The sequence below is a fragment of the Pseudomonas sp. C5pp genome, from assembly GCF_000814065.1.
In the GTDB taxonomy this organism is placed as follows: domain Bacteria; phylum Pseudomonadota; class Gammaproteobacteria; order Pseudomonadales; family Pseudomonadaceae; genus Aquipseudomonas; species Aquipseudomonas asiatica.
On sequence record NZ_JWLN01000002.1, the window covers coordinates 197,150 to 222,902 of the forward strand.

The 25,753-nt window shown below is 62.5% G+C and carries 15 protein-coding genes; 11 read left to right on the forward strand and 4 right to left on the reverse strand.

Annotated elements, in window-relative coordinates; translation table 11 throughout:
• Nucleotides 1-42 precede the first annotated feature (42 nt).
• The 4 genes from gpmI to RR51_RS02450 all read left to right on the forward strand — a co-directional run bounded on the left by gpmI (nucleotide 43) and on the right by RR51_RS02450 (nucleotide 5,305).
• Nucleotides 43-1,578: a 2,3-bisphosphoglycerate-independent phosphoglycerate mutase gene (gene gpmI, locus RR51_RS02435; protein ID WP_039612511.1), complete on the forward strand. Its 1,536-nt coding sequence runs from the start codon at nucleotides 43-45 to the stop codon at nucleotides 1,576-1,578.
• A 231-nt stretch (nucleotides 1,579-1,809) separates the two neighbouring features.
• On the forward strand, nucleotides 1,810-3,114 hold the full coding sequence (locus RR51_RS02440) for a murein hydrolase activator EnvC family protein (RefSeq protein WP_039612512.1): 1,305 nt from the start codon (nucleotides 1,810-1,812) through the stop codon (nucleotides 3,112-3,114).
• Nucleotides 3,115-3,191: 77 nt separating this feature from the next.
• Nucleotides 3,192-4,508: a S41 family peptidase gene (locus RR51_RS02445; protein ID WP_023660970.1), complete on the forward strand. Its 1,317-nt coding sequence runs from the start codon at nucleotides 3,192-3,194 to the stop codon at nucleotides 4,506-4,508.
• An 8-nt stretch (nucleotides 4,509-4,516) separates the two neighbouring features.
• On the forward strand, nucleotides 4,517-5,305 hold the full coding sequence (locus tag RR51_RS02450) for a divergent polysaccharide deacetylase family protein (protein ID WP_039612513.1): 789 nt from the start codon (nucleotides 4,517-4,519) through the stop codon (nucleotides 5,303-5,305).
• Here RR51_RS02450 and RR51_RS02455 read toward each other — a convergent pair.
• The gene (locus RR51_RS02455; protein ID WP_039612514.1) at nucleotides 5,289-9,932 is read right to left on the reverse strand and encodes a dermonecrotic toxin domain-containing protein; all 4,644 of its coding nucleotides are present in this window, start codon (nucleotides 9,930-9,932) and stop codon (nucleotides 5,289-5,291) included. The genes RR51_RS02450 and RR51_RS02455 overlap by 17 nt on opposite strands.
• A 120-nt stretch (nucleotides 9,933-10,052) precedes the next feature.
• The gene (locus RR51_RS02460; RefSeq protein ID WP_230684671.1) at nucleotides 10,053-11,999 is read right to left on the reverse strand and encodes a BCCT family transporter; all 1,947 of its coding nucleotides are present in this window, start codon (nucleotides 11,997-11,999) and stop codon (nucleotides 10,053-10,055) included.
• A 533-nt stretch (nucleotides 12,000-12,532) separates the two neighbouring features.
• Here RR51_RS02460 and betI point away from each other — a divergent pair.
• From betI to trxC, 7 genes are all read left to right on the forward strand, one after another.
• On the forward strand, nucleotides 12,533-13,189 hold the full coding sequence (betI, locus tag RR51_RS02465) for a transcriptional regulator BetI (protein WP_003259891.1): 657 nt from the start codon (nucleotides 12,533-12,535) through the stop codon (nucleotides 13,187-13,189).
• 39 nt (nucleotides 13,190-13,228) lie between these two features.
• Nucleotides 13,229-14,701, forward strand: a complete 1,473-nt coding sequence (gene betB / locus RR51_RS02470; protein WP_025340943.1) for a betaine-aldehyde dehydrogenase — start codon at nucleotides 13,229-13,231, stop codon at nucleotides 14,699-14,701.
• A 78-nt stretch (nucleotides 14,702-14,779) separates the two neighbouring features.
• Complete coding sequence (gene betA, locus RR51_RS02475) at nucleotides 14,780-16,477, forward strand: choline dehydrogenase (RefSeq protein WP_013974589.1); 1,698 nt, start codon at nucleotides 14,780-14,782, stop codon at nucleotides 16,475-16,477.
• 265 nt (nucleotides 16,478-16,742) lie between these two features.
• Nucleotides 16,743-18,485, forward strand: coding sequence for a potassium/proton antiporter (locus RR51_RS02480; protein ID WP_039612515.1), 1,743 nt, complete (start codon nucleotides 16,743-16,745; stop codon nucleotides 18,483-18,485).
• A 35-nt stretch (nucleotides 18,486-18,520) separates the two neighbouring features.
• Nucleotides 18,521-21,856 (forward strand): mechanosensitive channel MscK, encoded by a 3,336-nt coding sequence (gene mscK / locus RR51_RS02485; RefSeq protein WP_039612516.1) that lies wholly within the window; start codon nucleotides 18,521-18,523, stop codon nucleotides 21,854-21,856.
• A 174-nt stretch (nucleotides 21,857-22,030) separates the two neighbouring features.
• Nucleotides 22,031-23,491: a protein adenylyltransferase SelO gene (gene selO, locus RR51_RS02490; RefSeq protein ID WP_039612517.1), complete on the forward strand. Its 1,461-nt coding sequence runs from the start codon at nucleotides 22,031-22,033 to the stop codon at nucleotides 23,489-23,491.
• Between the two features lie 69 nt (nucleotides 23,492-23,560).
• Nucleotides 23,561-23,995: a thioredoxin TrxC gene (gene trxC / locus RR51_RS02495; RefSeq protein ID WP_039612518.1), complete on the forward strand. Its 435-nt coding sequence runs from the start codon at nucleotides 23,561-23,563 to the stop codon at nucleotides 23,993-23,995.
• Here trxC and RR51_RS02500 read toward each other — a convergent pair.
• Entirely contained in the window at nucleotides 23,992-24,765 is a 774-nt protein-coding gene (locus RR51_RS02500; protein ID WP_025340949.1) for a ParA family protein, read from the reverse strand. The two genes, trxC and RR51_RS02500, sit on opposite strands and share 4 nt — an antisense overlap.
• A 79-nt stretch (nucleotides 24,766-24,844) precedes the next feature.
• Nucleotides 24,845-25,747, reverse strand: a complete 903-nt coding sequence (locus RR51_RS02505; protein WP_039612519.1) for a LysR family transcriptional regulator — start codon at nucleotides 25,745-25,747, stop codon at nucleotides 24,845-24,847.
• Nucleotides 25,748-25,753: the final 6 nt, after the last annotated feature.

Genomic DNA, 25,753 nt, shown 5'->3' on the forward strand with positions numbered 1-25,753 from the left:
ATGCGTGTCTTTATCATCTTTGAACAACCGTGAGTTTGATTGATGACGAGTACGCCCAAACCCCTGGTCCTGATCATCCTGGATGGCTTCGGCCACAGCGAAAGCCCCGAATACAACGCCATCTACGCCGCCAACACACCGGTCTATGACCGCCTGCGCGCCAGCCAGCCGCATGGCCTCATTTCCGGCTCAGGCATGGATGTCGGCCTGCCGGACGGGCAGATGGGCAACTCCGAAGTCGGTCACATGAACCTCGGTGCCGGCCGCGTGGTGTATCAGGATTTCACCCGGGTGACCAAAGCCATCCGCGACGGCGAGTTCTTCGAGAACCCTGTACTGATCGGCGCCGTGGACAAGGCAGCCAGTGCCGGCAAGGCCGTGCACATTCTCGGCCTGCTGTCCGATGGCGGCGTACACAGCCACCAGGACCACCTGGTAGCCATGGCCGAACTGGCCGCGCAGCGCGGCGCGCAGAAGATCTACCTGCACGCCTTCCTCGATGGCCGCGACACGCCACCACGCAGCGCGCAGTCGTCCATCGAGCTGCTCGACGCCACCTTCGCCAAGCTGGGCAAGGGCCGCATCGCCAGCCTGATCGGCCGCTACTACGCCATGGACCGCGACAACCGCTGGGACCGCGTCAGCGCCGCCTACAACCTGATCGTCGACAGCGCTGCCGAATACACCGCCGACACCGCCCTGGCCGGCCTGGAAGCGGCCTACGCCCGCGACGAGAGCGACGAGTTCGTCAAGGCCACGCGCATTGGTGAAGCCGTCAAGGTCGAAGACGGCGACGCGGTGATCTTCATGAACTTCCGCGCCGACCGCGCCCGCGAGCTGTCGCGCGTGTTCGTTGAAGCCGACTTCAACGAATTCCCGCGTGCCCGCCTGCCAAAACTGGCCGCCTACATCGGCCTGACTCAGTACTCGGCGAAAATCCCGGCCCCCGCCGCCTTCGCCCCGGCCAGCCTGAACAACGTGCTGGGCGAGTACCTGGCGAAGAACGGCAAGACCCAGCTGCGCATCGCCGAGACCGAGAAATACGCCCACGTCACCTTCTTCTTCTCCGGTGGCCGCGAAGAGCCGTTCGAAGGCGAAGAGCGCATTCTGATCCCATCGCCGAAGGTCGCCACCTACGACCTGCAGCCGGAAATGAGCGCACCGGAAGTTACCGACCGCATCGTCGAGGCCATCGAGCAGCAGCGTTATGACGTGATCGTGGTCAACTACGCCAACGGCGACATGGTCGGCCATACCGGCGTGTTCGAAGCTGCGGTGAAAGCCGTCGAAGCCCTGGATGGCTGCGTCGGGCGCATCGTCGAAGCTCTGGACAAGGTCGGCGGCGAAGCGCTGATCACCGCCGACCATGGCAACGTCGAGCAAATGGAAGACGAGTGCACCGGCCAGGCGCACACCGCGCATACCACCGAGCCGGTACCGTTCATCTATGTGGGCAAGCGCAACGTCAAGGTGCGTGACGGCGGCGTGCTGGCCGATGTGGCGCCGACCATGCTGAAGCTGCTGGGGCTGGAAAAGCCGGTAGAAATGACCGGCACCTCGATTCTGGTCGACGCCTGACTCGGTGCCGAAGGGGGCCGCTTTGCGGCCCATTCGCAGCACAAGGCTGCTCCTACAAAGGGCTCATGCAATGCCTGTAGGAGCAGCCTTGAGCTGCGAATGGGCTGCACAGCAGCCCCAATAACACATGAATTCCAGACAGACGCCCCTCTGCACCCGCAGCGAGGCGTTTTTTTTGCCCGCCCGCGCGGGCATACTAGGCCAGTCTCCATCCTTGGTACGCCAAACCCCATGCTTCGCGCCCTGATCCTCCTAGCCCTGTCTTGCCTGCTCAGCCCGGCCTTTGCCGATGAGCGTGCGCAGACCCAGCAGCAACTGGACGCCACCCGCCAGGACATTGCCGAGCTCAAGAAGACGCTGGGCAAGCTCCAGGAAGAAAAGGCCGGTGTGCAAAAGGACCTCAAAGCCACCGAGACCGATATCGGCAACCTCGAAAAGCAGGTGGAGGCCCTGCAGCAAGAACTAAAAAAGACCGAGGGCGAGCTGGAGCGCCTTGATACCGAGAAAAAAAAACTCCAGAGCGCCCGCGTTGAACAACAGCGACTGATCGCCATCCAGGCCCGTTCGGCCTACCAGAACGGGCGCGAGGAATACCTCAAGCTGCTGCTCAACCAGCAGAACCCCGAGAAGTTTGCCCGCACCCTCACCTACTACGACTACCTGAGCAAGGCGCGCCTGGAGCAACTGCGCACCTTCAACGAGACCCTGCGCCAACTGGCCAACGTCGAACAGGAAATCGCTACCCAGCAGCAACAGCTGCTGGCCCAGCGCGCCGACCTCGACAGCCGCCGCCAGGCCCTGGAAACCGAGCGTGGCAAGCGCCAGCAGGTGCTGGCCAAGCTCAACAGCGACATGAAGGACCGTGGCCAGAAGCTGCAATCGCGTGAGCAGGATCAGGCCGACCTGTCCAAAGTACTCAAGACCATCGAGGAAACCCTCGCCCGCCAGGCCCGCGAAGCCGAAGAAGCGCGCAAGAAGGCCTTGCTGGCCCAGCAGGAAGCGGAAAAGCGCCGCCAGCAGGAAGCCCTCGCTGCCGCTGCCGCCCGCGAACAGGCCCGCGAACCGGTGGAGCCACCGAAAAAGGCCCGCACCACCCTGGGCCCGATGGTTTCCAGCGACGGCGCAAGCTACGGCGGCGCATTTTCTGCCGCCCGGGGAAAACTTCCCTGGCCAGTCAATGGTCGATTGCTGGCACGTTTCGGTGATGCCCGCGGCAGCGATGCCCGTGCCAAGTGGGACGGGGTGATGATCAGCGCCAACCCGGGCACCCAGGTACGTGCCGTGCACGGCGGGCGCGTGGTGTTCGCCGACTGGTTGCGCGGTGCCGGGCTGCTGGTCATTCTCGACCATGGCAACGGTTACCTGAGCCTGTACGGCCATAACCAGAGCCTGCTCAAGAGCGCCGGTGATATCGTCAAGGCCGGCGAGGCCATTTCCACCGTTGGCGACAGCGGCGGCCAGGACGCTGCCGGCTTGTACTTCGCCATCCGCCAGCAGGGTCGGCCTACCGACCCTTCGCAATGGTGCCGGGGCTAGTCAATTTTCTACGGGGTAGCCACGGGCTGCACCGATGCTCCCCAGGGAGCGCTTACAGGATCAGGAGTTCGTTCGACATGCTGCACTCGCCTCGTCTCACCCAGCTGGCCCTGTCCATCGCCCTGGCGGTCGGCGCGCCCCTGGCCACTGCCGCGGAACCGGCCAAGCCGGCTGCAGTACCGGCCACCGAGGTGACCGCCAAGGCGCCACTGCCGCTTGAAGAGCTGCGCACCTTCGCCGAGGTCATGGACCGCATCAAGGCGGCCTATGTGGAGCCGGTGGATGACAAGACCCTGCTGGAAAATGCCATCAAGGGCATGCTCAGCAACCTCGACCCGCACTCGGCCTACCTCGGCCCAGAGGACTTCCAGGAGCTGCAGGAAAGCACCAGCGGCGAGTTCGGCGGGCTGGGCATCGAAGTAGGCCAGGAAGACGGCTTCATCAAGGTGGTCTCGCCGATCGACGACACCCCGGCCTCGCGTGCCGGCGTGCAGGCCGGCGACCTGATCGTCAAGATCAACGGCGCCCCGACCCGTGGCCAGACCATGACCGAAGCGGTCGACAAGATGCGTGGCAAGGTGGGCGAGAAAATCACCCTGACCCTGGTGCGCGACGGCGGCAATCCCTTCGACGTGACCCTGGCCCGCGCGGTCATCCAGGTCAAGAGCGTGAAGAGCCAGCTGCTGGAGAACGACTACGGCTACATCCGTATCACCCAGTTCCAGGTCAAGACCGGCGACGAAGTAGGCAAGGCCCTGGCCAAGCTGCGCAAGGACAACGGCAAGAAGCTGCGCGGCGTGGTGCTGGACCTGCGCAACAACCCGGGCGGCGTGCTGCAGTCGGCGGTGGAAGTGGCCGACCACTTCCTGACCAAGGGCCTGATCGTCTACACCAAGGGCCGTATCGCCAACTCCGAGCTGCGCTTCTCTGCCGACCCGGCCGACGCCAGCGACGGCGTGCCACTGGTGGTGCTGATCAACGGCGGCAGTGCCTCGGCCTCGGAAATTGTCGCCGGCGCCCTGCAAGACCAGAAACGCGCCGTGCTGATGGGCACCGACAGCTTCGGCAAAGGCTCGGTGCAGACCGTGCTGCCACTGGCCAACGACCGTGCGCTGAAGCTCACCACCGCGCTGTACTTCACCCCCAACGGCCGCTCGATCCAGGCCCAGGGCATCGTCCCCGACATCGAAGTGCGCCCGGCCAAGCTCACCGCCGAAGCCGACACCGACAACTTCAAGGAAGCCGACCTGCAGGGCCACCTGGGCAACGGCAACGGCGGTGCCGACCGTCCGACCGGCAGCGGCAAGCGCAAGGAGCGCCCGCAGGATGACGACTTCCAGCTGAGCCAGGCCCTGAGCCTGCTCAAAGGCCTGAACATCACCAAGGGCGACTGATCCACCCCATGCGTTATCTGCTGTTTCTGCTGTTCTGCCTGATGGCTGGGGTCGCGCAAGCGGCGCCGGCCGGCAAGGCCTACATGAGCATCATCATCGACGACCTCGGCCAGAGCAACGAGCGCGACAGCCGCACCCTGGCCCTGCCCGGTCCGGTTACCATGGCGATCATGCCAGACACCCCGCATGCCACAACGTTCGCCCGTCAGGCGCACAAGGCCGGCAAGACGGTGATCCTGCACATGCCCATGGACCCAGCCACCGGCCCTTACGCCTGGCACCCGGGCACGCCCCTGCCGGAGCTTGCCCGCCGCCTGGACACCGCCCTGGCGCAGGTACCCTACGCAGTCGGTATCAACAACCACATGGGCAGCCGCATGACCGCCCAACCCGAAGCGATGGCCATGCTGATGGCCGACTTGCAACGCCGGCACCTGTTCTTTGTCGACAGCCGTACCAGCGCTGCCACGGTGGCTGCATTCCAGGCTCAGGCCCTGGGCCTGGCGCAGGTATCGCGCGATATCTTTCTGGATAACGTACGCACACCCGAGGCCATTGGCAGCGAATTGCAGCTCGGGGTCGAACTTGCCAGAAAACAAGGTTCAGCCGTCCTGATCGGCCACCCATATCCGCAAACCCTTGAAGTACTCGAGCGTGAACTGCCCTGGCTTAAGCGCCAGGGCGTAGAGCTGATCGGCCTGGAGCAGATGATTGCCGAGCGGGGCAATCGGACGATGCCCGCGCATGCCAGGCACCAACCCACTGCCCCCGTTGGCCGGCTCAACGGAAAGGAATGATTCCCCGTGCCTGATCCAACGTGAGTTTACCTCTGTGCACCCGTTGGCCCGAGGCTGCAGCGACCTTGCTGCTCCAAAAGCGCTGCTCCCAAGTCTTGAGGTGACCAGCCGTGAATTCATCAGCGTTAGCTTTTGGCGAGTTTAAATGGAAGTGCGCAACCCAAAGGTTTTTCTTACTCGGTAGACTAAGGATCCGGTATTCGTCAAATGCGCTGCGATCCCGCATGGTACGCCGATTCACATATTCAACCTGTATCAGTTTCTCTTTGTGAAGATGCTGTAAAGCTTCGGCCGACGGATAAATGGTGCGGGTATAGAGATTGGTCATCTGCTGTTTCTTATCCGCTTCCAAGTCTTTCAGTTCCCGTTCCAGCATCGTGACCAGCTCGTCGTTTCCGCCGCCACGTACCACACTGAGCGCCTGATTCAGCTTTCCTAGATGCCGGTCGAACAACTCCTCGAGCAACGCCCCTTTTATACTGGACTTGATAAAGTCCTCGGCCCGCGTTCGCACGGAACCGCTCTCGTCCAGCAGCGCCTTTACCCACTTGGGCAAATCTGTTGGAGTAGCTTCCTCCACCAATGAGGGGCGCTTGCTTTCACGCTGCCGCCATTCCCCATCCACCAGGTCGAAAGTTGCCAGCACTTTTTCACTGAAGAACTCGTGCACTTCTACAATCTGGTGTTCGCCAATCGTCCTTTCCACCCCAATCATCAACTGCCCGGCAAGGTTGCGTACCACCTTCTGCTCTTTGGTAGACACTTTGTATGGCGTGCGCTTTTGCACGACCTTTTCACCCTCCTGCTCCGAGACCGCGACAACCAGTCGCTGCCCAGCATCTTCCTTCAGTTGCTTTAAATGGTTTCGATATCGCTCGAGCATTGCGGGCTCGATCAGTACGCCTCCTTCGTCGAGAATGCGGGCACTATTGAGTAGTGCGGCAGAGTACTCATCCCATGCCTCTTGCAAGATCGTGATGCGGTCATCTGCCGACAGATTAGCGAAGTCAAGCTCCCCATGAGCCTCTGCTGCATTGCGCAGGGCCATGCTGACCAGTTCGTCTCGGTAGCGGGCCACTGTCTGAAGATTGCCTGGAGCATCGAGGTGCAAGGCCAGATCAGCCAGGTTTTGCACTTGATGGAAGCGCATCTGCACGGTCGAGAACGGTCTTTCGTCGATCAGATGCCCCACTGTGCGATGGTCGCCAGGGGGGTTGGAAGGTATGACGAGGTCAACCGGCGACTCGGCCAGCAAATTGTCCAGGTGCACTCGTATGGCGAGCATGCGGTCCTGATACTCCACCACATGCTCCAGCTTGATACGAAACGCAGCATAGTGTTCGCCGACCTCTGCCAATGGCTTCCCATCGATAGCCCGTTGCAGCGCGGCAAGTTGCGGATAGTCCGTAAGGCTCCACAGCTCGTTGTAAACGAACACACAATCACGAATCAGCTCTATTCGAGCACTTTCCTGATGCTGGTCAAGAATTTCATCCAACCCTTTGTTATGGCGAGATTTGGCATACTTGGGTTCTGCCATCGTGATCAACAGTTTTAGCTGTTCATCCATCTTGCCAATGGCCTCTTCCAACAGCGAAACGATTTTCTCGCGCTGCTGAGCGATGCTTTCCTTCACCTCTATTTCTCGTTGAGCATACTTTGCTATCAGCGACTCCTTCATTGACACATCAGTACCTGCAGGGGCCGAAGCCACCTCAGACTGCGCTTTCGCCTTCAACGTCTCCATGGTCACAAGGCTTTTGTGCAAGGCCATCATCTGCTGGGTAACTGCCTGGACCTTCGCTTTCAACGCCGGAACGTCCTCATCCAGCTTGGAAACTTTTTCGTAAAGTTTATCGAAGCGGCGCGATACCGAAGTCTTGGAGTCGGGAGCCCCTCCCGCAAGGCGCAGTTTCGTATCCACCCGCCAAGCCCCATCGACAAATGCCAGCCAGGGCCCGTAACCGCCAGTCGCATCGACTACCCGAACTCCCTCAGCCAGCAACTCCACGCTATAGAGGTCACCAGCCATGGCCGCGTAGTAGTTCTTATCGATTTGGTACAGGCCTTCACCATCGCCCGCTGTCAAAGGGCTCAACCCATTGACCGAGACGCTGGAGCGCATGGCTTGCAACTTCTGCCGCTGTTGCGCGGGCAGCCAGTTGAACCCATGCTGGCCGCGCCAGGAAAAATCCAGCACCTGGCTGCTCAGTTCGCCCAGCTTGCCTTCCGGCTCTTCGCGCGCCTCGATAGCAAGTTCGGTAAACGCGCCGTCTTGCCGGTCAGGCCCTTCGAACAGTGAAACCTCAGGCAGCCGCCTTGTGGGCACTGTTTCCTGCTTCGGTTGATGAGCGTGCAGCAGCGTCATCCCAAGGTTGAGCAACAAGTCGGCCACTGCAGCGGACCGTTCGAACTCGCCATCCTGCTCCAACGCGGCCAGGTCGTGCTGCAGCGAAGCCAGAAACTGTACCAACCAGGCCACCGAAGCGACCGGACCGCGTATCGCCTGGGTCACCACATCGAACAACAGCCAGGCACCTTCGCAAAGCAGCTGCCAGCGGCTCTCGGCGTTAGATACCGATTCAAGGCCTGCCAGCTCGACCAGCAGGTCTCGGTTGGCCTGGTAGATTTTCTCGTCAACCTTGGTTAGCCACAGCTTCAGGTCGAGCACCGCAGGCTTCGGCCGGTCCGGCAACGCATAAGGGTCGCTACCAATGCTCACAATGTGTGGCTCGCTGAAGCCACCCTCTGCATATACGTCGCGCGCGGCCGGATCGATCCAGTCAAGAATGCTCTCTTGCAATAGAGTCGACTCGCGGATGTGTGCAAGCAGGACCTTAAGGCTTGCGTACTCGCGAACCGTGTCCTGTCGATACAGCGGGCGGTACAGCAGAACCTTTGCCGGCTCGGCGCAGAACAGCAAGTACATGCCGCGCACAGTGTCTTTCTTGCGCGAACGGCGGCTGCGTCTGAAAGCCAAGGGGATCAGTGACATGCGCGGAACCAGGGGGTCCTGATGCCCTGCGCAAAAATCGACCACGCATTGTAGACCCACCTCGGAGACTTTAGCGTCGAGCCTGGCCGAAATGGCGCTGGAAAGAAACGCGCTTCGCCATTCCCTGCCCAAAAGCTCGACGCGCTCGGCACGCCTGGCCTGATCATCCAACTGTCCGGCAACATAGGCCGGGTAGCGGCCACCAATGTCTACCTGGGTGACCAGTCGCTTCGCTGCATCGGCATTCAGCCACTTCGGAAGCTTGATGCTCTTCCGATGGCGGACCTGCTTGATGTACGCGCCCTTGAGCGAAGCAAGGTTACCAATGGCGAATTCGGTAAGCGACTTGGCGCCCACGAACGCCAGTGGCTCGCCACCGCCGGCTCCAGTCGCAGCGCCACCAGGCACACCCCGGGCGATATACAGGTCAAGAAGCACCTGATCTGGAGAAATTTCGTCCCCGTGCTCCCTTTTTATCTGCTCGGTCAGTTGCTGCGCGGTATACGCCGTCAATGACTGTATGCCGTCCAGCACCGAAACACCGCCGGCATCCAGTTGGTCGAGGGCGAGTTGCAACAACGCGGCGCGACAGGCAAAGCTGTCCTGCGGGGCGCTGGCCCTGAGCCCCGGCGGGGCTACGGTGGCTGGCGTGTCGTCTTCGTAGCGCACGAACCAGGCCGCCGGGTCGCTCAGCTCGGCAAAACGTTGCTCCAGCGAAGCCACATCCGCCAAGCCACTGAAGCGCATGTGGTCGAAAGCCAGGAACATGGACTCAAGCAACAGCGAAACCTGTTGGGCAAAGACATTGCCCTCGACCGGCTGACGCGTCCACGACAGGCTTTGGAAGCTGTAGTGCCGCGCCAGTTCGTTGCGCAGCGCGTTACCGAAATCGATCAACGAAGCGAAGCTGCGCGTGATACCGGACGGGGCGCACCAGAGCACCACTTGCCGCTCATCGTAATCGCCAGTGACCAGCAGGTGACTGAGCATCTGATCGTATTGCATCGCCCCGCAGGTCAGGCTGGCTTTGACGAAATAGACCGAGGGCTGGGCAGCGCCACCGCGGATCAACCCGCGGATGCAGGCCTGCTCCTGAACATCCAGCCCTTGCAGTGGCAGGCCGCGCAAAAGCGTAGTCTTGAGCAGTAATTGCAGCCACTGGTCACGGCTCACTCCCGCACTGCCCTTGTCACTCCAGTACTTGAGCTGTGCCTCGCAGAACAGCCGTGGCAACCGTTGCACCAGTTCGTCGAGTGCATCGGACAGGCCGCTCAGTTGACGGGTGTCGAACGCGCTGTTCGAACCTGCAAAACGGTATGAGGAGGTGAGCCCAAGATTGTGATGCCGCTTACCGACAGGTTCGATGTCCAGCGGCTGCACTTCGAGCAGCGCCTGGAGCACGCGGTCGACCAGCGGTTGCGTGGTCCAGTAGGGCGTGTCGGGATCGGGGCTATCCAGCATGAGAGGGTCGGCGTTGGACAGCGCCGGCGTCACAAAGGCAAGCCAGGGCAGCTTCTCCTGCAGCACGGTCCACAGCTGCTCGCTGGTCACCTGCCGCAATGTCGGCCGATCACTGAACTGACTGGCTGCGGCGTACTGAAAATCGAATGTGGGAATAGCGGAACGTTTCATGAAGCATGCCTCCGGAAGAAAACCGGCAGGCTGAAGCAAACTTGTCAGTTACCCGGGCTAATTATTGCTTGCCCATGAAAAAGGCCCTGCGTCCTGCAGGGCCTCCTCACCGCTCAAGAATCAGCTGTACACACGCCCCAGCAACTGGCGGTGGCTTTCGAACTGGTCCAGTACATCACGCACGATCTGCTCCGGCGCAAAGCCCATCAGGTCGTACTCCTGGCTGCCATCGTGCAGGTACACCTCGGCGCGGTAGAAGCGCTGGCGCACTTCCGGCTCACCTTCCACCGGCGCTTCGCTCGGCGCGGCCAGGTAGCCATCCAGGCTTACTTCATAGACGAACGGGTTGCCCTCTTCCATCAACACCCGCAGGCCCATCATGTTGCGCGACTGGCCAACCCGGGTTTCCACCTCGAAGCCCAGGGTCTGCAACTGCGCGGCGGCTTCTTTCAGCGCCGGGCTGACCTGCTTGTCCATGAAACGCTGCACCACGGCCTGGGTCGGCTGCAGTTCCAGCTGGGTCAGGCGCTCGCTGAAGCCACGACGGCCACGTGCGGCCAGCTCGGCACGCTCCTGCTCCACCACCACGTCCTGCTTCATGGCCTTGTACAGGCCGAACATGAACAGTACCAGCACCACCGAGAACGGCAGGCCCGCCAGCACCACCATGGTCTGCATGGCCTCGAAGTTACCGGCGAACAGCAGGCCAATGGTGACCAGGGTGATGACCACCGACCAGAACACCACCATCCAGTGCGGGGCGTCTTCGTCAACCTTGCCACCTTTGCACGAAAGGTTGGCCATCATCACCGCGCCGGAGTCGGCCGGTGTGAGGAACAGCACGAAGCCGACGAACACCGCTACACCGATCACGATCTTGGCAGCCGGGAAGTATTCCAGCAGCTGGTAGATCGACATCGACGGCTGTTCCAGGGCGGTCTTGCCCAGCTCCACGGCGCCCTGGTTGATCACCAGGTCCAGCGCGGTGTTGCCGAAGATCGACAGCCAGGCCAGGGTGAAGCCCAGCGGGATCAGCAACACGCCGCTGACCAGTTGGCGCACGGTGCGGCCCTTGGAGATACGGGCAATGAACATGCCGACGAACGGGCCCCAGGAGATCCACCAGGCCCAGTAGAACACGGTCCACAGGCCCAGCCAGCGCTCGGACTTGCCGGCTTCGCCTTCATACACATAGAGGTCGAAGGTTTTCAGCACGATGCCGTTGAGATAGTCGCCGATGTTCTGCACAAAGCCGTTGAGCAGGTGCAGGGTTTCGCCGCCCAGCAGGACGAAGATCAACAGGCCGCTGAACAGCACGATGTTCAGGTTGGACAGGCGGCGAATGCCGTTTTCCACACCCGAGACCGCCGCCACGGTGGCAACGCCGGCCATGACCAGGATCACCACCAGCAGGTTGGTCTTGCTGTGGTCCATGCCGAACAGGTATTCCAGCCCGGAGGCCACCTGCATCGAGCCGATGCCAAGGTTGGTCACCAGGCCCAGCAGGGTTACGAACATGCCGAAGATGTCCACGGCATTGCCGGCAGCACCCTTGACCCAACGCTCACCCACCAGCGGGTACAGCGCCGAGCGCAGCGCCAGCGGCTGGTTGTGGCGGTAGGCGAAGTAACCCACGGCCAGGCCGACCAGAGCGTAGATCGCCCAGCCATGCAGGCCCCAGTGCAGGAAGGTCAGCTGCAGGCCCTGACGCGCTGCGTCGAGGCTGGCAGAAGTGCCTTCCGGTGGGTTGAAGTAGTGGTCCAGCGGCTCGGAGGCGCCGAAGTACAACAGCGAAATGCCGATACCGGAGGAGAACAGCATGCCGGCCCAGGCGCCATAGCTGAAGTCGGGCTGGTCATCCTTGCCGCCAAGCTTGAGCTTGCCGTAGTCGGAGAAGGCCAGGTAGATGACGAACAGCAGGTAACCGCCGATTACCAGCATGTAATACCAGCCGAAGGTGCGCGTCAGCCATTTCTGGGCTACGCCCAGCACTTGGCCGGCGGTTTCGGGTACAGCGATAAGCAAGGCAGTCAAAACGAGAATCATCAGCGCGGAGGTGAAGAACACCACGCGGTTGACCCGTACCCTCTCGGCCGGAGGGTTGGTAAGTGAGGCAGAACTCATTGCACGAATGCTCCGGGCAGTGCGGCTGTGGAGGCTAATCAGTCTTTCCCGAGCAATTGGTGGAATATCCCCACTGCATCAGGTGTTATAAAAGCACCCTTGGAAACCGTGATCCCGAATCGATACGTTGCAAAAAACAGACAGGTGGCCTGCTGCAAATGCCACGCCTCAGCTGAGGTGCGCGCATTCGTCACAGATCACCCCGCCCGCTCCAAGGGCCCGCCGCAGGGTCCATGACCGCACGGCAGAATCTGCATTTCGCATCGCTCATGCCCGTCAACGCCTTGTATTCAGGGGGTTACGCGATTTCCTGGGGTGTCAATCCGTGCTTTCTCGACCGCCTTAAAAACTGTCAATGGCACAAATTGTCGCAGAGCTTATTCTTTATTGATTGAACGTTCAATCAAAACAAAATAGACTGGCCTTCGCCGAGTCAGCCGCCCGTCGTCTGCTCGCAGGCCTGAGGAGAACGCAAGATGCCCAAGGTCGGTATGCAACCCATCCGCCGCCAGCAGTTGATCGAAGCCACGTTGCAGGCGGTCGATCAGGTCGGACTGGGTGACGCCAGCATTGCGCTGATTGCCCGTTTGGCCGGTGTGTCGAACGGCATCATCAGTCACTACTTTCGGGACAAGAACGGCCTGATAGCAGCGACGATGGGTTACATCATGAACATGCTCAACGAAGGTGTCAGAGCACGTCGCCAGGCCCTGACGGACGACAGCCCGCGCGCCCACCTGAAAGTGATCATCGAGGGCAACTTCGATGCCAGCCAGGTAAACGGCCCGGCGATGAAAACCTGGTTGGCCTTCTGGGCTTCCAGCATGCACCAGCCCGATTTGCACAGGTTGCAGCGGATCAACGACCACCGCTTGTATTCCAACCTGTGCTGCCAGTTCCGCCGCGCCCTGCCGCTCTACCATGCGCGCAAGGCAGCCCGCGGCCTGGCAGCTTTGATCGACGGCTTGTGGCTGCGTGGCGCCCTGTCGGGTGATGCATTCGACACCGACCAGGCGATACGGATTGCTTACGAATACATGGATCTACAACTGGCTAAACAGCACACCCTGGGTACAAACGACCAGGCCGCTGAACAACCGCGCACGGCCCTTGCCAACCCAGCAGGAGCGTGACGCGCAAGCCAAACCACACACTGCACTTGCGAGGACACTATGGCCCGTTTCGGAACGCAAAAACTCTACATTGATGGCGCTTACGTCGACGCTGGCAGCGATGCCACCTTCGAAGCCATCAACCCGGCTACCGGCGAAGTCCTCGCCCACGTGCAACGTGCCACCGAGGCTGACGTCGAGAAAGCCGTCGAAAGCGCCGAGCGTGGCCAGAAAGTCTGGGCCGCGATGACCGCCATGCAGCGTTCGCGCATCCTGCGCCGCGCCGTCGAGATCCTGCGCGAGCGCAACGACGAGCTGGCCATGCTGGAAACTCTGGACACCGGCAAGTCGTACTCGGAAACCCGCTACGTCGACATCGTCACCGGCGCCGACGTGCTGGAGTACTACGCAGGCCTGGTTCCGGCCATCGAAGGCGAGCAGATCCCGCTGCGTGAATCGTCCTTCGTCTACACCCGCCGCGAGCCGCTGGGCGTGACCGCCGGTATCGGCGCCTGGAACTACCCGATCCAGATCGCCCTGTGGAAATCCGCTCCGGCCCTGGCCGCCGGCAACGCGATGATCTTCAAGCCGTCGGAAGTCACCTCGCTGACCACCCTGAAACTGGCCGAGATCTACACCGAAGCCGGCTTGCCGAACGGCGTGTTCAACGTCCTGACCGGCAGCGGCCGTGAAGTCGGCACCTGGCTGACCGAACACCCACGCATCGAAAAAGTCTCCTTCACCGGCGGCACCACCACCGGCAAGAAGGTCATGGCCAGCGCCTCGAGCTCGTCGCTCAAGGAAGTCACCATGGAGCTGGGCGGCAAGTCGCCACTGATCATCTGCGCCGACGCCGACCTGGACAAGGCCGCCGACATCGCCATGATGGCCAACTTCTACAGCTCGGGCCAGGTGTGCACCAACGGCACCCGCGTGTTCATCCCGGCTGAAATGAAAGCTGCCTTCGAGGCCAAGATCGTCGAGCGCGTTGCCCGCATCCGCGCTGGCAACCCGGAAGACGAAAACACCAACTTCGGCCCGCTGGTCAGCTTCCAGCACATGGAAAGCGTGCTTGGCTACATCGCCAAGGGCAAGGAAGAAGGCGCACGCGTGCTGTGCGGTGGCGAGCGTCTGACCGCCGGTGATTTCGCCAAGGGTGCATTCGTGGCCCCGACCGTGTTCACCGACTGCACCGACGACATGACCATCGTCAAGGAAGAGATTTTCGGCCCGGTGATGAGCATCCTCACCTACGAAACCGAAGAAGAAGTCATCCGCCGCGCCAACGACACCGAGTACGGCCTGGCCGCCGGTGTGTGCACCAACGATATTACCCGCGCTCACCGCATCATCCACAAGCTGGAAGCCGGTATCTGCTGGATCAACGCCTGGGGCGAATCGCCGGCCGAAATGCCGGTCGGTGGCTACAAGCAGTCGGGCGTCGGCCGTGAGAACGGCGTCAGCTCGCTGGCTCAATACACTCGCATCAAGTCGGTCCAGGTCGAGCTGGGCGGCTACAACTCGGTCTTCTAAGGCCCTGTCCAGCCACGCCCGTGCCTCAGCGCACGGGCGTTCCTGCTCCTTGAACACCGCCAACACGAGGGTACTTTCATGTCCCAAGAATTCGATTACATCATCGTCGGTGCCGGTTCGGCCGGTAACACCCTGGCGACCCGCCTGACCGAAGACGCAGGCGTCACCGTATTGCTGCTGGAAGCCGGTGGCCCCGACTACCGCTTCGACTTCCGCACCCAGATGCCAGCAGCCCTGGCCTTCCCGCTGCAGGGCCGCCGCTACAACTGGGCCTACGAGACCGATCCAGAGCCGTACATGGACGGCCGCCGCATGGAATGTGGCCGCGGCAAAGGCCTGGGTGGCTCGTCGCTGATCAACGGCATGTGCTACATCCGCGGTAATGCCCTGGACTTCGATGGCTGGGCAGAACTGCCAGGCCTGGAAGACTGGACCTACCTGGACTGCCTGCCGTACTTCCGTAAAGCCGAAACCCGCGACATCGGCCCGAACGACTACCACGGCGGCGAAGGCCCGGTCAGCGTGACCACGCCGAAAGCCGGCAACAACCCGCTGTTCCACGCCATGGTCGAAGCCGGCGTGCAGGCCGGTTACCCGCGCACCGAAGACCTGAATGGCTACCAGCAGGAAGGCTTCGGCCCGATGGACCGTACGGTGACCAAGAACGGCCGCCGCTCCAGCACCGCCCGCGGCTATCTGGACCAGGCCAAGAAGCGCCCGAACCTGACCATCGTCACCCACGCCCTGACTGACCGCGTGCTGTTCGACGGCAAGCGCGCCATCGGCGTGACCTACCTGGTCGGTGACAGCGAAGAGCGCGTTGAAGCCCGTGCCCGCAAGGAAGTCATCGTCAGCTCCGGCGCCATCGCTTCGCCGCAGCTGTTGCAGCGCTCCGGCGTTGGTCCGCGCGCCCTGCTGGAAAGCCTCGACATCCCGGTGGTGCACGATCTGCCAGGCGTTGGCGAAAACCTGCAGGACCACCTGGAGCTGTACCTGCAGTACGCCTGCACCCAACCGGTGTCGCTGTACCCGTCGTTGCTGTGGTGGAACCAGCCGGCCATCGGTGCCGAGTGGATGTTCAACGGCACCGGCATCGGCGCCAGCAACCAGTTCGAGGCCGGTGGTTTCATTCGTACCCGCCCTGAATTCAAATGGCCGAACATTCAATACCACTTCCTGCCAGTGGCCATTAACTACAACGGCTCCAATGGCGTGAAGGAACACGGCTTCCAGGCACACATGGGTTCCATGCGCTCGCCTGCCCGCGGCCGCATCCAGGCCAAGTCGAAGGACCCGCGCCAACACCCGAGCATTCTGTTCAACTACATGTCCACCGAGCAGGACTGGCAGGAATTCCGTGACGGCATCCGCCTGACCCGTGAAATCATGGCCCAGCCGGCACTGGACCCGTACCGTGGCCGTGAGATCAGCCCCGGCGCGCACGTGCAGACCGATGAAGAACTGGACAAGTTCATCCGCGAGCACGCCGAAACCGCCTTCCACCCGTCCTGCTCGTGCAAGATGGGCACCGACGACATGGCGGTGGTCGACGGCGAAGGCCGCGTGCATGGCATGAAGGGCCTGCGTGTGGTCGATGCGTCGATCATGCCGCTGATCATCACCGGCAACCTCAACGCCACCACGATCATGATCGCCGAGAAAATCTCGGACAAGATCCGTGGCCGCAAGCCGCTGCCGCGCAGCACTGCCAAGTACTACGTGGCGGGCGATGCACCGGTGAAGGGCAAGCCGATGCGTGAAGTCAAGCAGGCGTAAGCATGCACCGGCCTCTTCGCGGCTAAAGCCGCTCCCACAGGGCTCACACAGGTTTTGAAAACTGTGCAGTACCTGTGGGAGCGGGTTCACCCGCGAAAGGGCCCACCGAGGCAACACCTGAAAAGGCACCCACCGCGGTGCCTTTTTTTCATCTGCAGAAACGCTTTACAGCCTGCCAATTCATCAGGTTAGAATCATTTGGCACGCGACCTGCTAGCGTCATGCTATCAAGTCCCCTCCCCCGCGGTCCCCGGAGTACCTGCCTTTGGATGCAAGCACCATCAACAGCCTGTTCCTGATCGGCGCATTGCTGGTGGGCGCAAGTATCCTGGTCAGTTCTCTGTCGTCGCGCCTGGGCATCCCTATCCTGGTCATCATCCTTGCGGTCGGCATGATCGCCGGCGTCGATGGTGGCGGCATCATCTTCAACAACTATCCGACCGCCTACCTGGTGGGCAACCTGGCGCTGGCCGTGATCCTGCTCGACGGTGGCCTGCGCACACGGGTGGCGAGCTTTCGCGTGGCGCTGTGGCCGGCGCTGTCGCTGGCCACCATTGGCGTAATGATCACCACCGCCCTCACGGGCCTGGTCGCCGCCTGGCTGTTCGACCTGAGCCTGATCCAGGGCCTGCTCATCGGCGCCATCGTCGGTTCCACCGACGCTGCGGCGGTGTTCTCGCTGCTCGGCGGCAAAGGCCTGAACGAGCGGGTCACCGCCACCCTGGAAATCGAGTCGGGTAGCAACGACCCGATGGCAGTTTTCCTCACCGTCACCCTGATCGACATGATCGCCAGCGGCCAGACCGGCCTGCACTGGAGCCTGCTCGCCCACCTGCTGCGCGAATTCGGCATCGGCGGGCTGGTGGGCCTGGGCGGCGGCTGGCTGATGCTGCAACTGGTCAACCGCATCAAGCTGGCTGGCGGCCTGTACCCCATCCTGGTGATCGCTGGCGGCCTGGTGGTGTTCTCGCTGACCAACGCCCTGCACGGCAGCGGATTCCTTGCCGTGTACCTGTGCGGCCTCGTGCTGGGCAACAAGCCCATCCGCAGCCGCCACGGCATCCTGCACATGCTCGACGGCATGGCGTGGCTGGCGCAGATCGGCATGTTCCTTGTGCTGGGGCTGCTGGTCACGCCACATGACCTGCTGCCCATCGCCCTGCCGGCGCTGGGCCTGGCGCTGTGGATGATCCTGGTAGCGCGCCCGCTGTCGGTGGTCGCCAGCCTGTTGCCGTTCAAGGCCTTCCACGGCCGTGAAAAGGCCTTCATTTCCTGGGTCGGCCTGCGCGGTGCGGTACCGATCATCCTCGCGGTGTTCCCGCTGATGGCCGGCCTGCCGGACGCCCAGCTGTTCTTCAACCTGGCCTTCTTCATCGTGCTGGTGTCGCTGCTGGTGCAAGGCACCAGCCTGCCGTGGATGGCCAAGCTGCTGAAAGTGACGGTACCGCCAGACCCGGCGCCGATCTCCCGCTCTGCCCTGGAAGTGCACATCACCAGCGAGTGGGAAATGTTCGTCTACCGCCTGGGTGCCGAAAAATGGTGCATCGGCGCCGCCCTGCGCGAGCTGAAGATGCCCGAAGGCACGCGAATCGCCGCGCTGTTCCGGGGCGAGCAACTGCTGCACCCGTCCGGCAGTACGGTACTGGAAGTAGGCGACATGCTCTGCGTGATCGGCCACGAGCACAACCTGCCGGCCCTGGGCAAACTGTTCAGCCAGGCGCCACAACGTGGCCTCGACCTGCGTTTCTTCGGCGACTTCGTGCTCGAAGGCGATGCCGAACTGGGTGCGGTGGCAGCGTTGTACGGCCTGAAACTCGACGGCCTGGACGCGAAAATGCCACTGGCCCAGTTCATCCGACAGAAGGTCGGAGGCGCTCCAGTAGTAGGTGACCAGGTCGAATGGCATGGCACGATCTGGACCGTGGCCACCATGGACGGGAACAAGATTCAGAAAGTAGGCGTCAGATTCCCCGAAGGAACGCGACCCGGACCAGGATTGTTCCTCTAAACTTCGTTTCTGCCGGATCCACAAGTAGTCTGCCTATGTCCCTGCGCGTGTACCTCCGCACAGCCCTGTTCGGGCTGTGCCTGTCTCTCTCGTTCGCCGCTGGCGCGGCCGAGCTTCCCACCACGACTAGCATCCAGAGCAGCCTGAACAAGATTTCCCAGCCCAAGGGTGCCGAGGCCGACCCCAAGGCTGCGCAACAGACACCGGAGCAGAAGGCCCAGCAACAGGTGCTGGAACAGACCCTGGCACTGCTGCTCAGCAAGGAAGACAGCGAAAAGAAGCTTGAGGCACTCAAGCAGCAATTGGCTGGCGCGCCCAAGGAAACCGCCGACAGCCAGCGCGAGCTGATCAAGCTCAAGGCCAGCAAGCCCCTGCCGGTGGCCCAACGCTACGCCACCCTGAACGTGCCACAGCTGGAGCAGATGCTCAGCGAGCGCAGTACGCAACAAGGCGAACTGCAAAAGGCACTGTCGGATGCCAACAGCCTGATCATCAACTCGCAGACCCGCCCAGAGCGGGCTCAGGCAGAAATCAGCAACAACCAGACACGCACCCAGCAGATCAACCTCAGCCTCAAGAGCGGCAAGGAGAACGGCAAGCCACTCAACAGCGACCAACGCAACAAGCTCAATGCCGAGCTGGCGTCGCTCAATGCCCTGACCTCGTTGCGCCGCCAGGAACTGGCCGGCAACGGCCTGCTGCAGGACCTGGGCAATGCCCGTCACGACCTGCTGATCGAGCGCGCCACACGAATGGAGCAGGAAATCCAGGACCTGCAATCGCTGATCAACGAAAAGCGCCTGGCCCAGTCGCAGCAGGCGGTCACCCAGCAGTCGATCGAAGCGCAGAAAGCCGGCGGCAGCACCCTGCTGGCCAACGAAAGCGCTGCCAACCTGAAACTGTCCGACTACCTGCTCAAGAGCACCGACCGCCTCAACGAGCTGACCCAGCAGAACCTGCGCAGCAAGCAGCAACTAGACAGCCTGACCCAGGCCGACCAGGCCCTCGATGAACAGATCAGCGTGCTCAAGGGCAGCCTGCTGCTGTCCAAGATCCTCTACAAGCAGAAACAGGCCCTGCCGCACCTGAAAGTGGACCGCGACCTGGCTGACCAGATCGCCGATATCCGTCTTTACCAGTTCGAAGTGAACCAGCAACGCGAGCAGATGAGCAGCCCCGCCGCGTACGTCGACAACCTGCTGCTCGGCCAGCCGCAGGAGCAGGTTACCCCTCAGCTGCGCAAGGCGCTGCTGGAGGTGATGATTACCCGCGTCGACCTGCTCGAACGCCTCAGCCGGGAGCTGTCGGCACTGCTCAACGAATCGATCACCTTGCAGCTCAACCAGAAGCAGCTGCTCGGCACCGCCCAGGGCTTGCGCACCACGCTCGAAGAGCAGATGTTCTGGATTCCCAGCAACAAGCCACTGGACTGGGAATGGCTGAGCCTGGTGCCAGCACGCTTTGCCGACCAGGTAGCCAGCCTGCCCTGGGGTTCGGGCCTCAAGGAACTGGCCGATGGGCTGGGCCAGCGCCCGCTGCTGTTCCTGCCCTTGCTGCTGGTGATCGGCGGCCTGCTGTGGCGGCGCAAATACCTGTACCAACGGCTGGGCAAGGTGCACCAGGACATCGGCCACTTCCGCCGTGACAGCCAGTGGCACACGCCCCAGGCGATCCTCATCAACATCCTGCTGGCAATGCCGGTCAGCCTGGGCCTGGCCCTGTGCAGCTACGCCCTGCAGATCGACGCCCGCGGACAGAATGCCAACCTCGGCGCCGCCCTCTGGCAACTGGCCCAGGCCTGGCTGGTGTTCTACACCGCCTACCGCATCCTCGCCCCGGGCGGCGTGGCGGAGATCCACTTCCGCTGGCACAAGCCGCAGGTCGAGTTCCTGCGCGGCTGGGTGCGGCGCCTGGGCACCGTGGTACTGGCACTGGTCGGTGTGGTGGCGGTGGCCGAACATCAGCCTTCGGCGCTGGCCGATGATGTGCTGGGTATCGGCGTGGTACTGACCTGCTACGCACTGATGGCCTGGCTGCTCAGCCGCCTGCTGCTCAGCAGCCCGGCACACCGCGACACCTCGCTGTTCCGCAAGGCCGTGGGCGTGGCCTTCACCGCCCTGCCCATCGCCCTGTTCGTGGCCGTGTGCTTCGGCTACTACTACACCGCGCTGAAACTTACCGACCGGCTGATCTATACCCTGTACCTGCTGCTGTTCTGGCTGGTGATCGAAGCCGCGTTCGTGCGTGGCCTGTCGGTGGCGGCACGGCGCCTGGCCTACCAACGCGCGCTGAGCAAGCGGGCGGCGGCCAAGGAAGGGCTGGATGGCGAGGTCATCACCGAAGAACCAACGCTGGATATCGAACAGGTCAACCAGCAGTCGCTGCGCCTGATCCGCCTGGCCCTGCTCGGCGGCTTCATCGCCGGCCTGTACTGGGTGTGGTCGGACCTGATCTCGGTGTTCGCCTACCTCAACAATTTCACCCTGTACGAGTACTCCAGCGGCACCGGTGCCACCGCCAGCATGGTGCCGATCAGCCTGGGCGACTTCCTCGGTGCGCTGGTCATCATCGGTATCACCTTCGCCCTCGCACGTAACTTGCCCGGCCTGCTCGAAGTCCTGGTGCTGTCGCGGCTCAACCTGGCCCAGGGCAGTGCGTATGCCACTACTACCTTGCTGTCCTATGTCATCGTCGGCGTCGGTATCGTCAGCACCCTGTCGACCCTGGGGGTCAGCTGGGACAAGCTGCAATGGCTGGTGGCCGCGCTGTCGGTGGGCCTGGGCTTCGGCATGCAGGAAATCTTCGCCAACTTCATCTCCGGCATCATGATCCTGTTCGAGCGCCCGGTACGGATTGGCGACACCATCACCATCGGCAACCTGTCGGGTACGGTGAGCAAAATCCGCATCCGCGCCACCACGATTACCGACTTCGACCGCAAGGACATCATCGTCCCCAACAAGACCTTCATCACCGGCCAGCTGATCAACTGGTCGCTGACCGACACGGTCACCCGGGTAACGCTGAAGCTGGGCATCGACTATGGCTCGGACCTGGACCTGGTGCGCGACCTGCTGCTCAAGGGCGCCCACGAAAACCCACGCGTGCTCAAGGACCCGGAGCCGATCGTGTACTTCCTCAACTTCGGTGAGAGCTCGCTGGACCACGAGCTGCGCATGCACGTACGCGACCTTGGCGACCGCAACCCGACGCTGGACGAGATCAACCGCTACATCAACCGCGAGTTCAAGGCCCACAACATCAAGATCTCGGTGCGACAGGTCGAGGTGTTTCTGATGGATCCGAAGGGCGGCAAACAGCAGCTGATTCCGGTGGAGCAGCCGAAACCGGATGGCACTGCTTCGGCCTGAGTGGGCTCTAATACTTTATTCTGTGCAGAATCCCTGCGAGGGCTTCGCCCTCGTGCGCGCCTGCTCCCACAAGGGCCGCGCCGCTCTCAGGCACTGCGCAATACCTGTGGGAGCGGGCTTGCCCGCGAAGGGCCGCAAAGCGGCCCCAGTCCATCAATTTCTGGAGCCGGCCCCGTGAAAGCCCTCGACCAACTCACCTTCGACAATCGCTTCGCCCGCCTGGGCGACGCGTTCTCCACCCAGGTCCTGCCCGAGCCCATCGCAGACCCACGCCTGGTGGTAGCGAGCGAGTCGGCCATGGCGCTGCTCGACCTCGACCCGGCCCAGGCAGAGCTGCCGGTTTTCGCCGAGCTGTTCAGCGGCCACAAGCTATGGGAAGAGGCCGACCCGCGGGCGATGGTCTATTCCGGCCATCAGTTCGGTTCCTACAACCCGCGCCTGGGTGATGGCCGCGGCCTGCTGCTGGCCGAAGTGCTGAATGATCAGGGCGAGCACTGGGACCTGCACCTCAAGGGCGCCGGCCAGACGCCCTACTCGCGCATGGGCGACGGCCGCGCCGTGCTGCGTTCCTCGATCCGCGAGTTCCTCGCCTCCGAGGCCCTGCACGCCCTGGGCATTCCCAGCAGCCGGGCACTGTGCGTGATCGGCTCGAGCACCCCGGTTTGGCGCGAAACCCGCGAAAGCGCGGCCATGCTCACCCGCCTGTCGCAAAGCCATGTGCGCTTCGGGCATTTCGAATACTTCTACTACACCAGGCAACCAGAACAGCAGCGGGTGCTGATCGACCATGTGCTGGAGCAGCACTATCCGGAATGCCGCGATGCCGAACAGCCCTACCTGGCCATGTTCCGCACCATCGTCGAGCGCAATGCCGAACTGATCGCCCGCTGGCAAGCCTATGGTTTCTGTCACGGGGTGATGAACACCGACAACATGTCGATCCTCGGCATCACCTTCGACTTCGGCCCGTATGCCTTCCTCGACGACTTCGACGCCAACTTCATCTGCAACCACTCCGACGACCGTGGCCGCTACAGCTACGCCAACCAGGTACCGATCGCCCACTGGAACCTCAGTGCGCTGGCCCAGGCGCTGACCACGGTGATCGAAGTCGAACCACTCAAAGAGACGCTGGGCCTGTTCCTGCCGCTGTACCAGGCACACTACCTGGACCTGATGCGCCGCCGCCTGGGCCTGACCACCGCGGAAGAAGACGACATGGCGTTGGTCGAGCGCCTGTTGCAGCGCATGCAGAGCGGTGGTGTGGACTACAACCTGTTCTTCCGCAAGCTGGGCGATCAGCCCGTGGCCGAGGCGCTGAAGGTGGTGCGTGACGACTTCATCGACCTGGCCGGTTTCGATGCCTGGCGGGCGGACTACCTGGCCCGCTGCGAGCGCGAAGCGGATAATGCCGAAGGGCGGCGTGAGCGCATGCATGCGGTGAACCCGCTGTATGTGCTGCGCAACTACCTGGCACAGAAAGCTATCGAAGCGGCCGAAGCGGGGGACTACAGTGAAGTGCGACAGCTGCATCAGGTGTTGAGCAAACCGTTCGAGGAGCAGGCCGGGATGCAGGGCTATGCCGAACGCCCGCCGGAATGGGGCAAGCACCTGGAAATCAGCTGCTCCTCCTGACCAACTCCGAACCCTGTGGGAGCTGGCTTGCCGGCGATAGGGCCCGAACAAACAACACAAGGAAACGACATGTCCGACCCACTGGTAATCCCCTGCCCCCACTGTAACGGCCTCAACCGCCTGCCCGCCGAGCGCCTGGGCGACGCGCCGAAATGCGGCCGCTGCAAACAGGACGTGCTGCTGAGCACCCCCTTCGAACTCACCGAAGCCAGCTACGCCAGCCAGATCAAAGGCGACCTGCCACTGCTGGTCGACATCTGGGCCGACTGGTGCGGCCCGTGCAAATCCTTCGCCCCCACCTTCGAACAGGCCGCCCGCCAACTGGCCGGCCGCTGCCGCCTGGCCAAGCTCGACAGCGAAGCCAACCGCAACCTGGCCGGGCAACTGGGCATCCGCTCTATCCCCAGCCTGCTGCTGTTCAAGAATGGCCGTGAAGTCAGCCGTCAGGCCGGGGCGTTACCACTCCAGTCGTTGCTGGAGTGGTTGCGTAACCAGGGGGTCTAAGCGTTCTCTTCGAGCAGCGAATGCAACTCGACAAACTGCTGGGTCAGCTTGTGCCTGGGCTCCAGGTGAATCAGCGGAAGGCTGGCATGGTGCGACTCACGCATCTTCACCGAGCTGCCCAGGTACACCGGTAGCACCGGGAGCCCTTCGGCCAGCAGCTCGTCGAGCATCTGCTGTGGCAGGCTGGCGCGGGACTGGAACTGGTTGACCACGATGCCTTCGACCACCAGGTCTTCGTTGTGGTCTTCCTTGAGTTCTTCGATCTCGGCCAGCAGGCCATACAGGGCCTGGCGCGAGAAGCTGTCGCAGTCGAAAGGAATCAGCACGCGATCGGCGGCGATCAGTGCGGAAACCGCATAGAAGTTCAGCGCTGGCGGGGTATCGATGTAAATGCGCTCGTAGTCCTCGTCCAGTTCGTCGAGCAACTTACGCAGCTTGTTGATCTTGTGCTTCGCCTCAAGCTTCGGCTGCAGATCGGCCAGCTCGGCCGTGGCGGTGACCACATGGAGGTTGTCGAACGGGGTTTCGTAGATATCGACCTGGTTCTTCTTGCTGAACGGCCCGCTGGACAGGCTTTGCTTGAAGAAGTCGGCGATGCCCATGGGGATATCGTCGCCGGTCAGGCCAGTCAGGTACTGGGTCGAGTTGGCCTGGGCATCCAGGTCGATCAGCAGGGTCCGATAACCTTCGCTGGCGCTCACAGCCGCCAGGTTGCAAGCGATGCTCGACTTGCCCACACCACCTTTCTGATTGAACACCACGCGCCGCATGATTGACCTCCGTGTATCAACGAATGCCCGAGTATGTGGCGCCGCTGCGGCAATGACCAGTGCCATTTGCCCGGAACAACTACACTGCCCCGCCAACCACCTGCCCCGTGAGCAACTCGGCAAATGCCCGTGCCATCGCCGACCCACCATGCTCGCGCTGCACCAGCCACACCGCCGACATCGCCCCTTCATCCAGCAGCGTGCGATAAACCACCCCCTCGATGCGCATCCGCTGGAACGACGCCGGCAGAACCGACACCCCAAGCCCTGCCGAAACCAACCCGATGATGGTCATCGCTTCCCCCGCCTCCTGGGCAAAATGCGGGCTGAAACCCGCCTGGCGCGCCAGGCTCAGCAACTGTGCATGCAACCCGCTGCCATAGCTGCGCGGGAAGAACACGAACGGCTCATTGGCCAGGGCGGCCATGTGCACGCCATGCTCCGTACCTTCGGCAAGTGGATGCGAGGCGTTGATCACCGCCACCAGCGGCTCGCGAAACAGTTCGGTGGCCATCAGCCCTTCCGGCAGCGGCATCGGCCGCATCAGCCCGACCTCGATGGACTCGTCGAACACCCCTTCCGCCACATCGCGGCTGCTCATTTCCTTGAGGTTCAGGTGCACCGCCGGGAAGCGCTGGCGAAACGCGTGGATGGCCTTGGGGATCTTCGAGGTGAACGGTGCCGAGGAGGTAAAGCCGATCTTCATCTCCCCCAACTCCCCCAACTGCGCACGCCGGGCGACATCGGCAGCCTTTTCCACCTGCGCCAGCACCTGACGGGCCTCCTCGAGGAACAATCGACCCGCCTCGCTCAGCTCGACCCGACGGTTGGTGCGCTCGAACAGCCGGGCACCCAGTTCCTGCTCCAGCGCCTGGATCTGCTGGCTCAAGGGCGGCTGCGAAATACCCAGTTGCTGGGCAGCGCGGCCAAAATGCAGCTCTTCGGCCACGGCGATGAAGTAACGCAAATGGCGCAGTTCCATGATCAG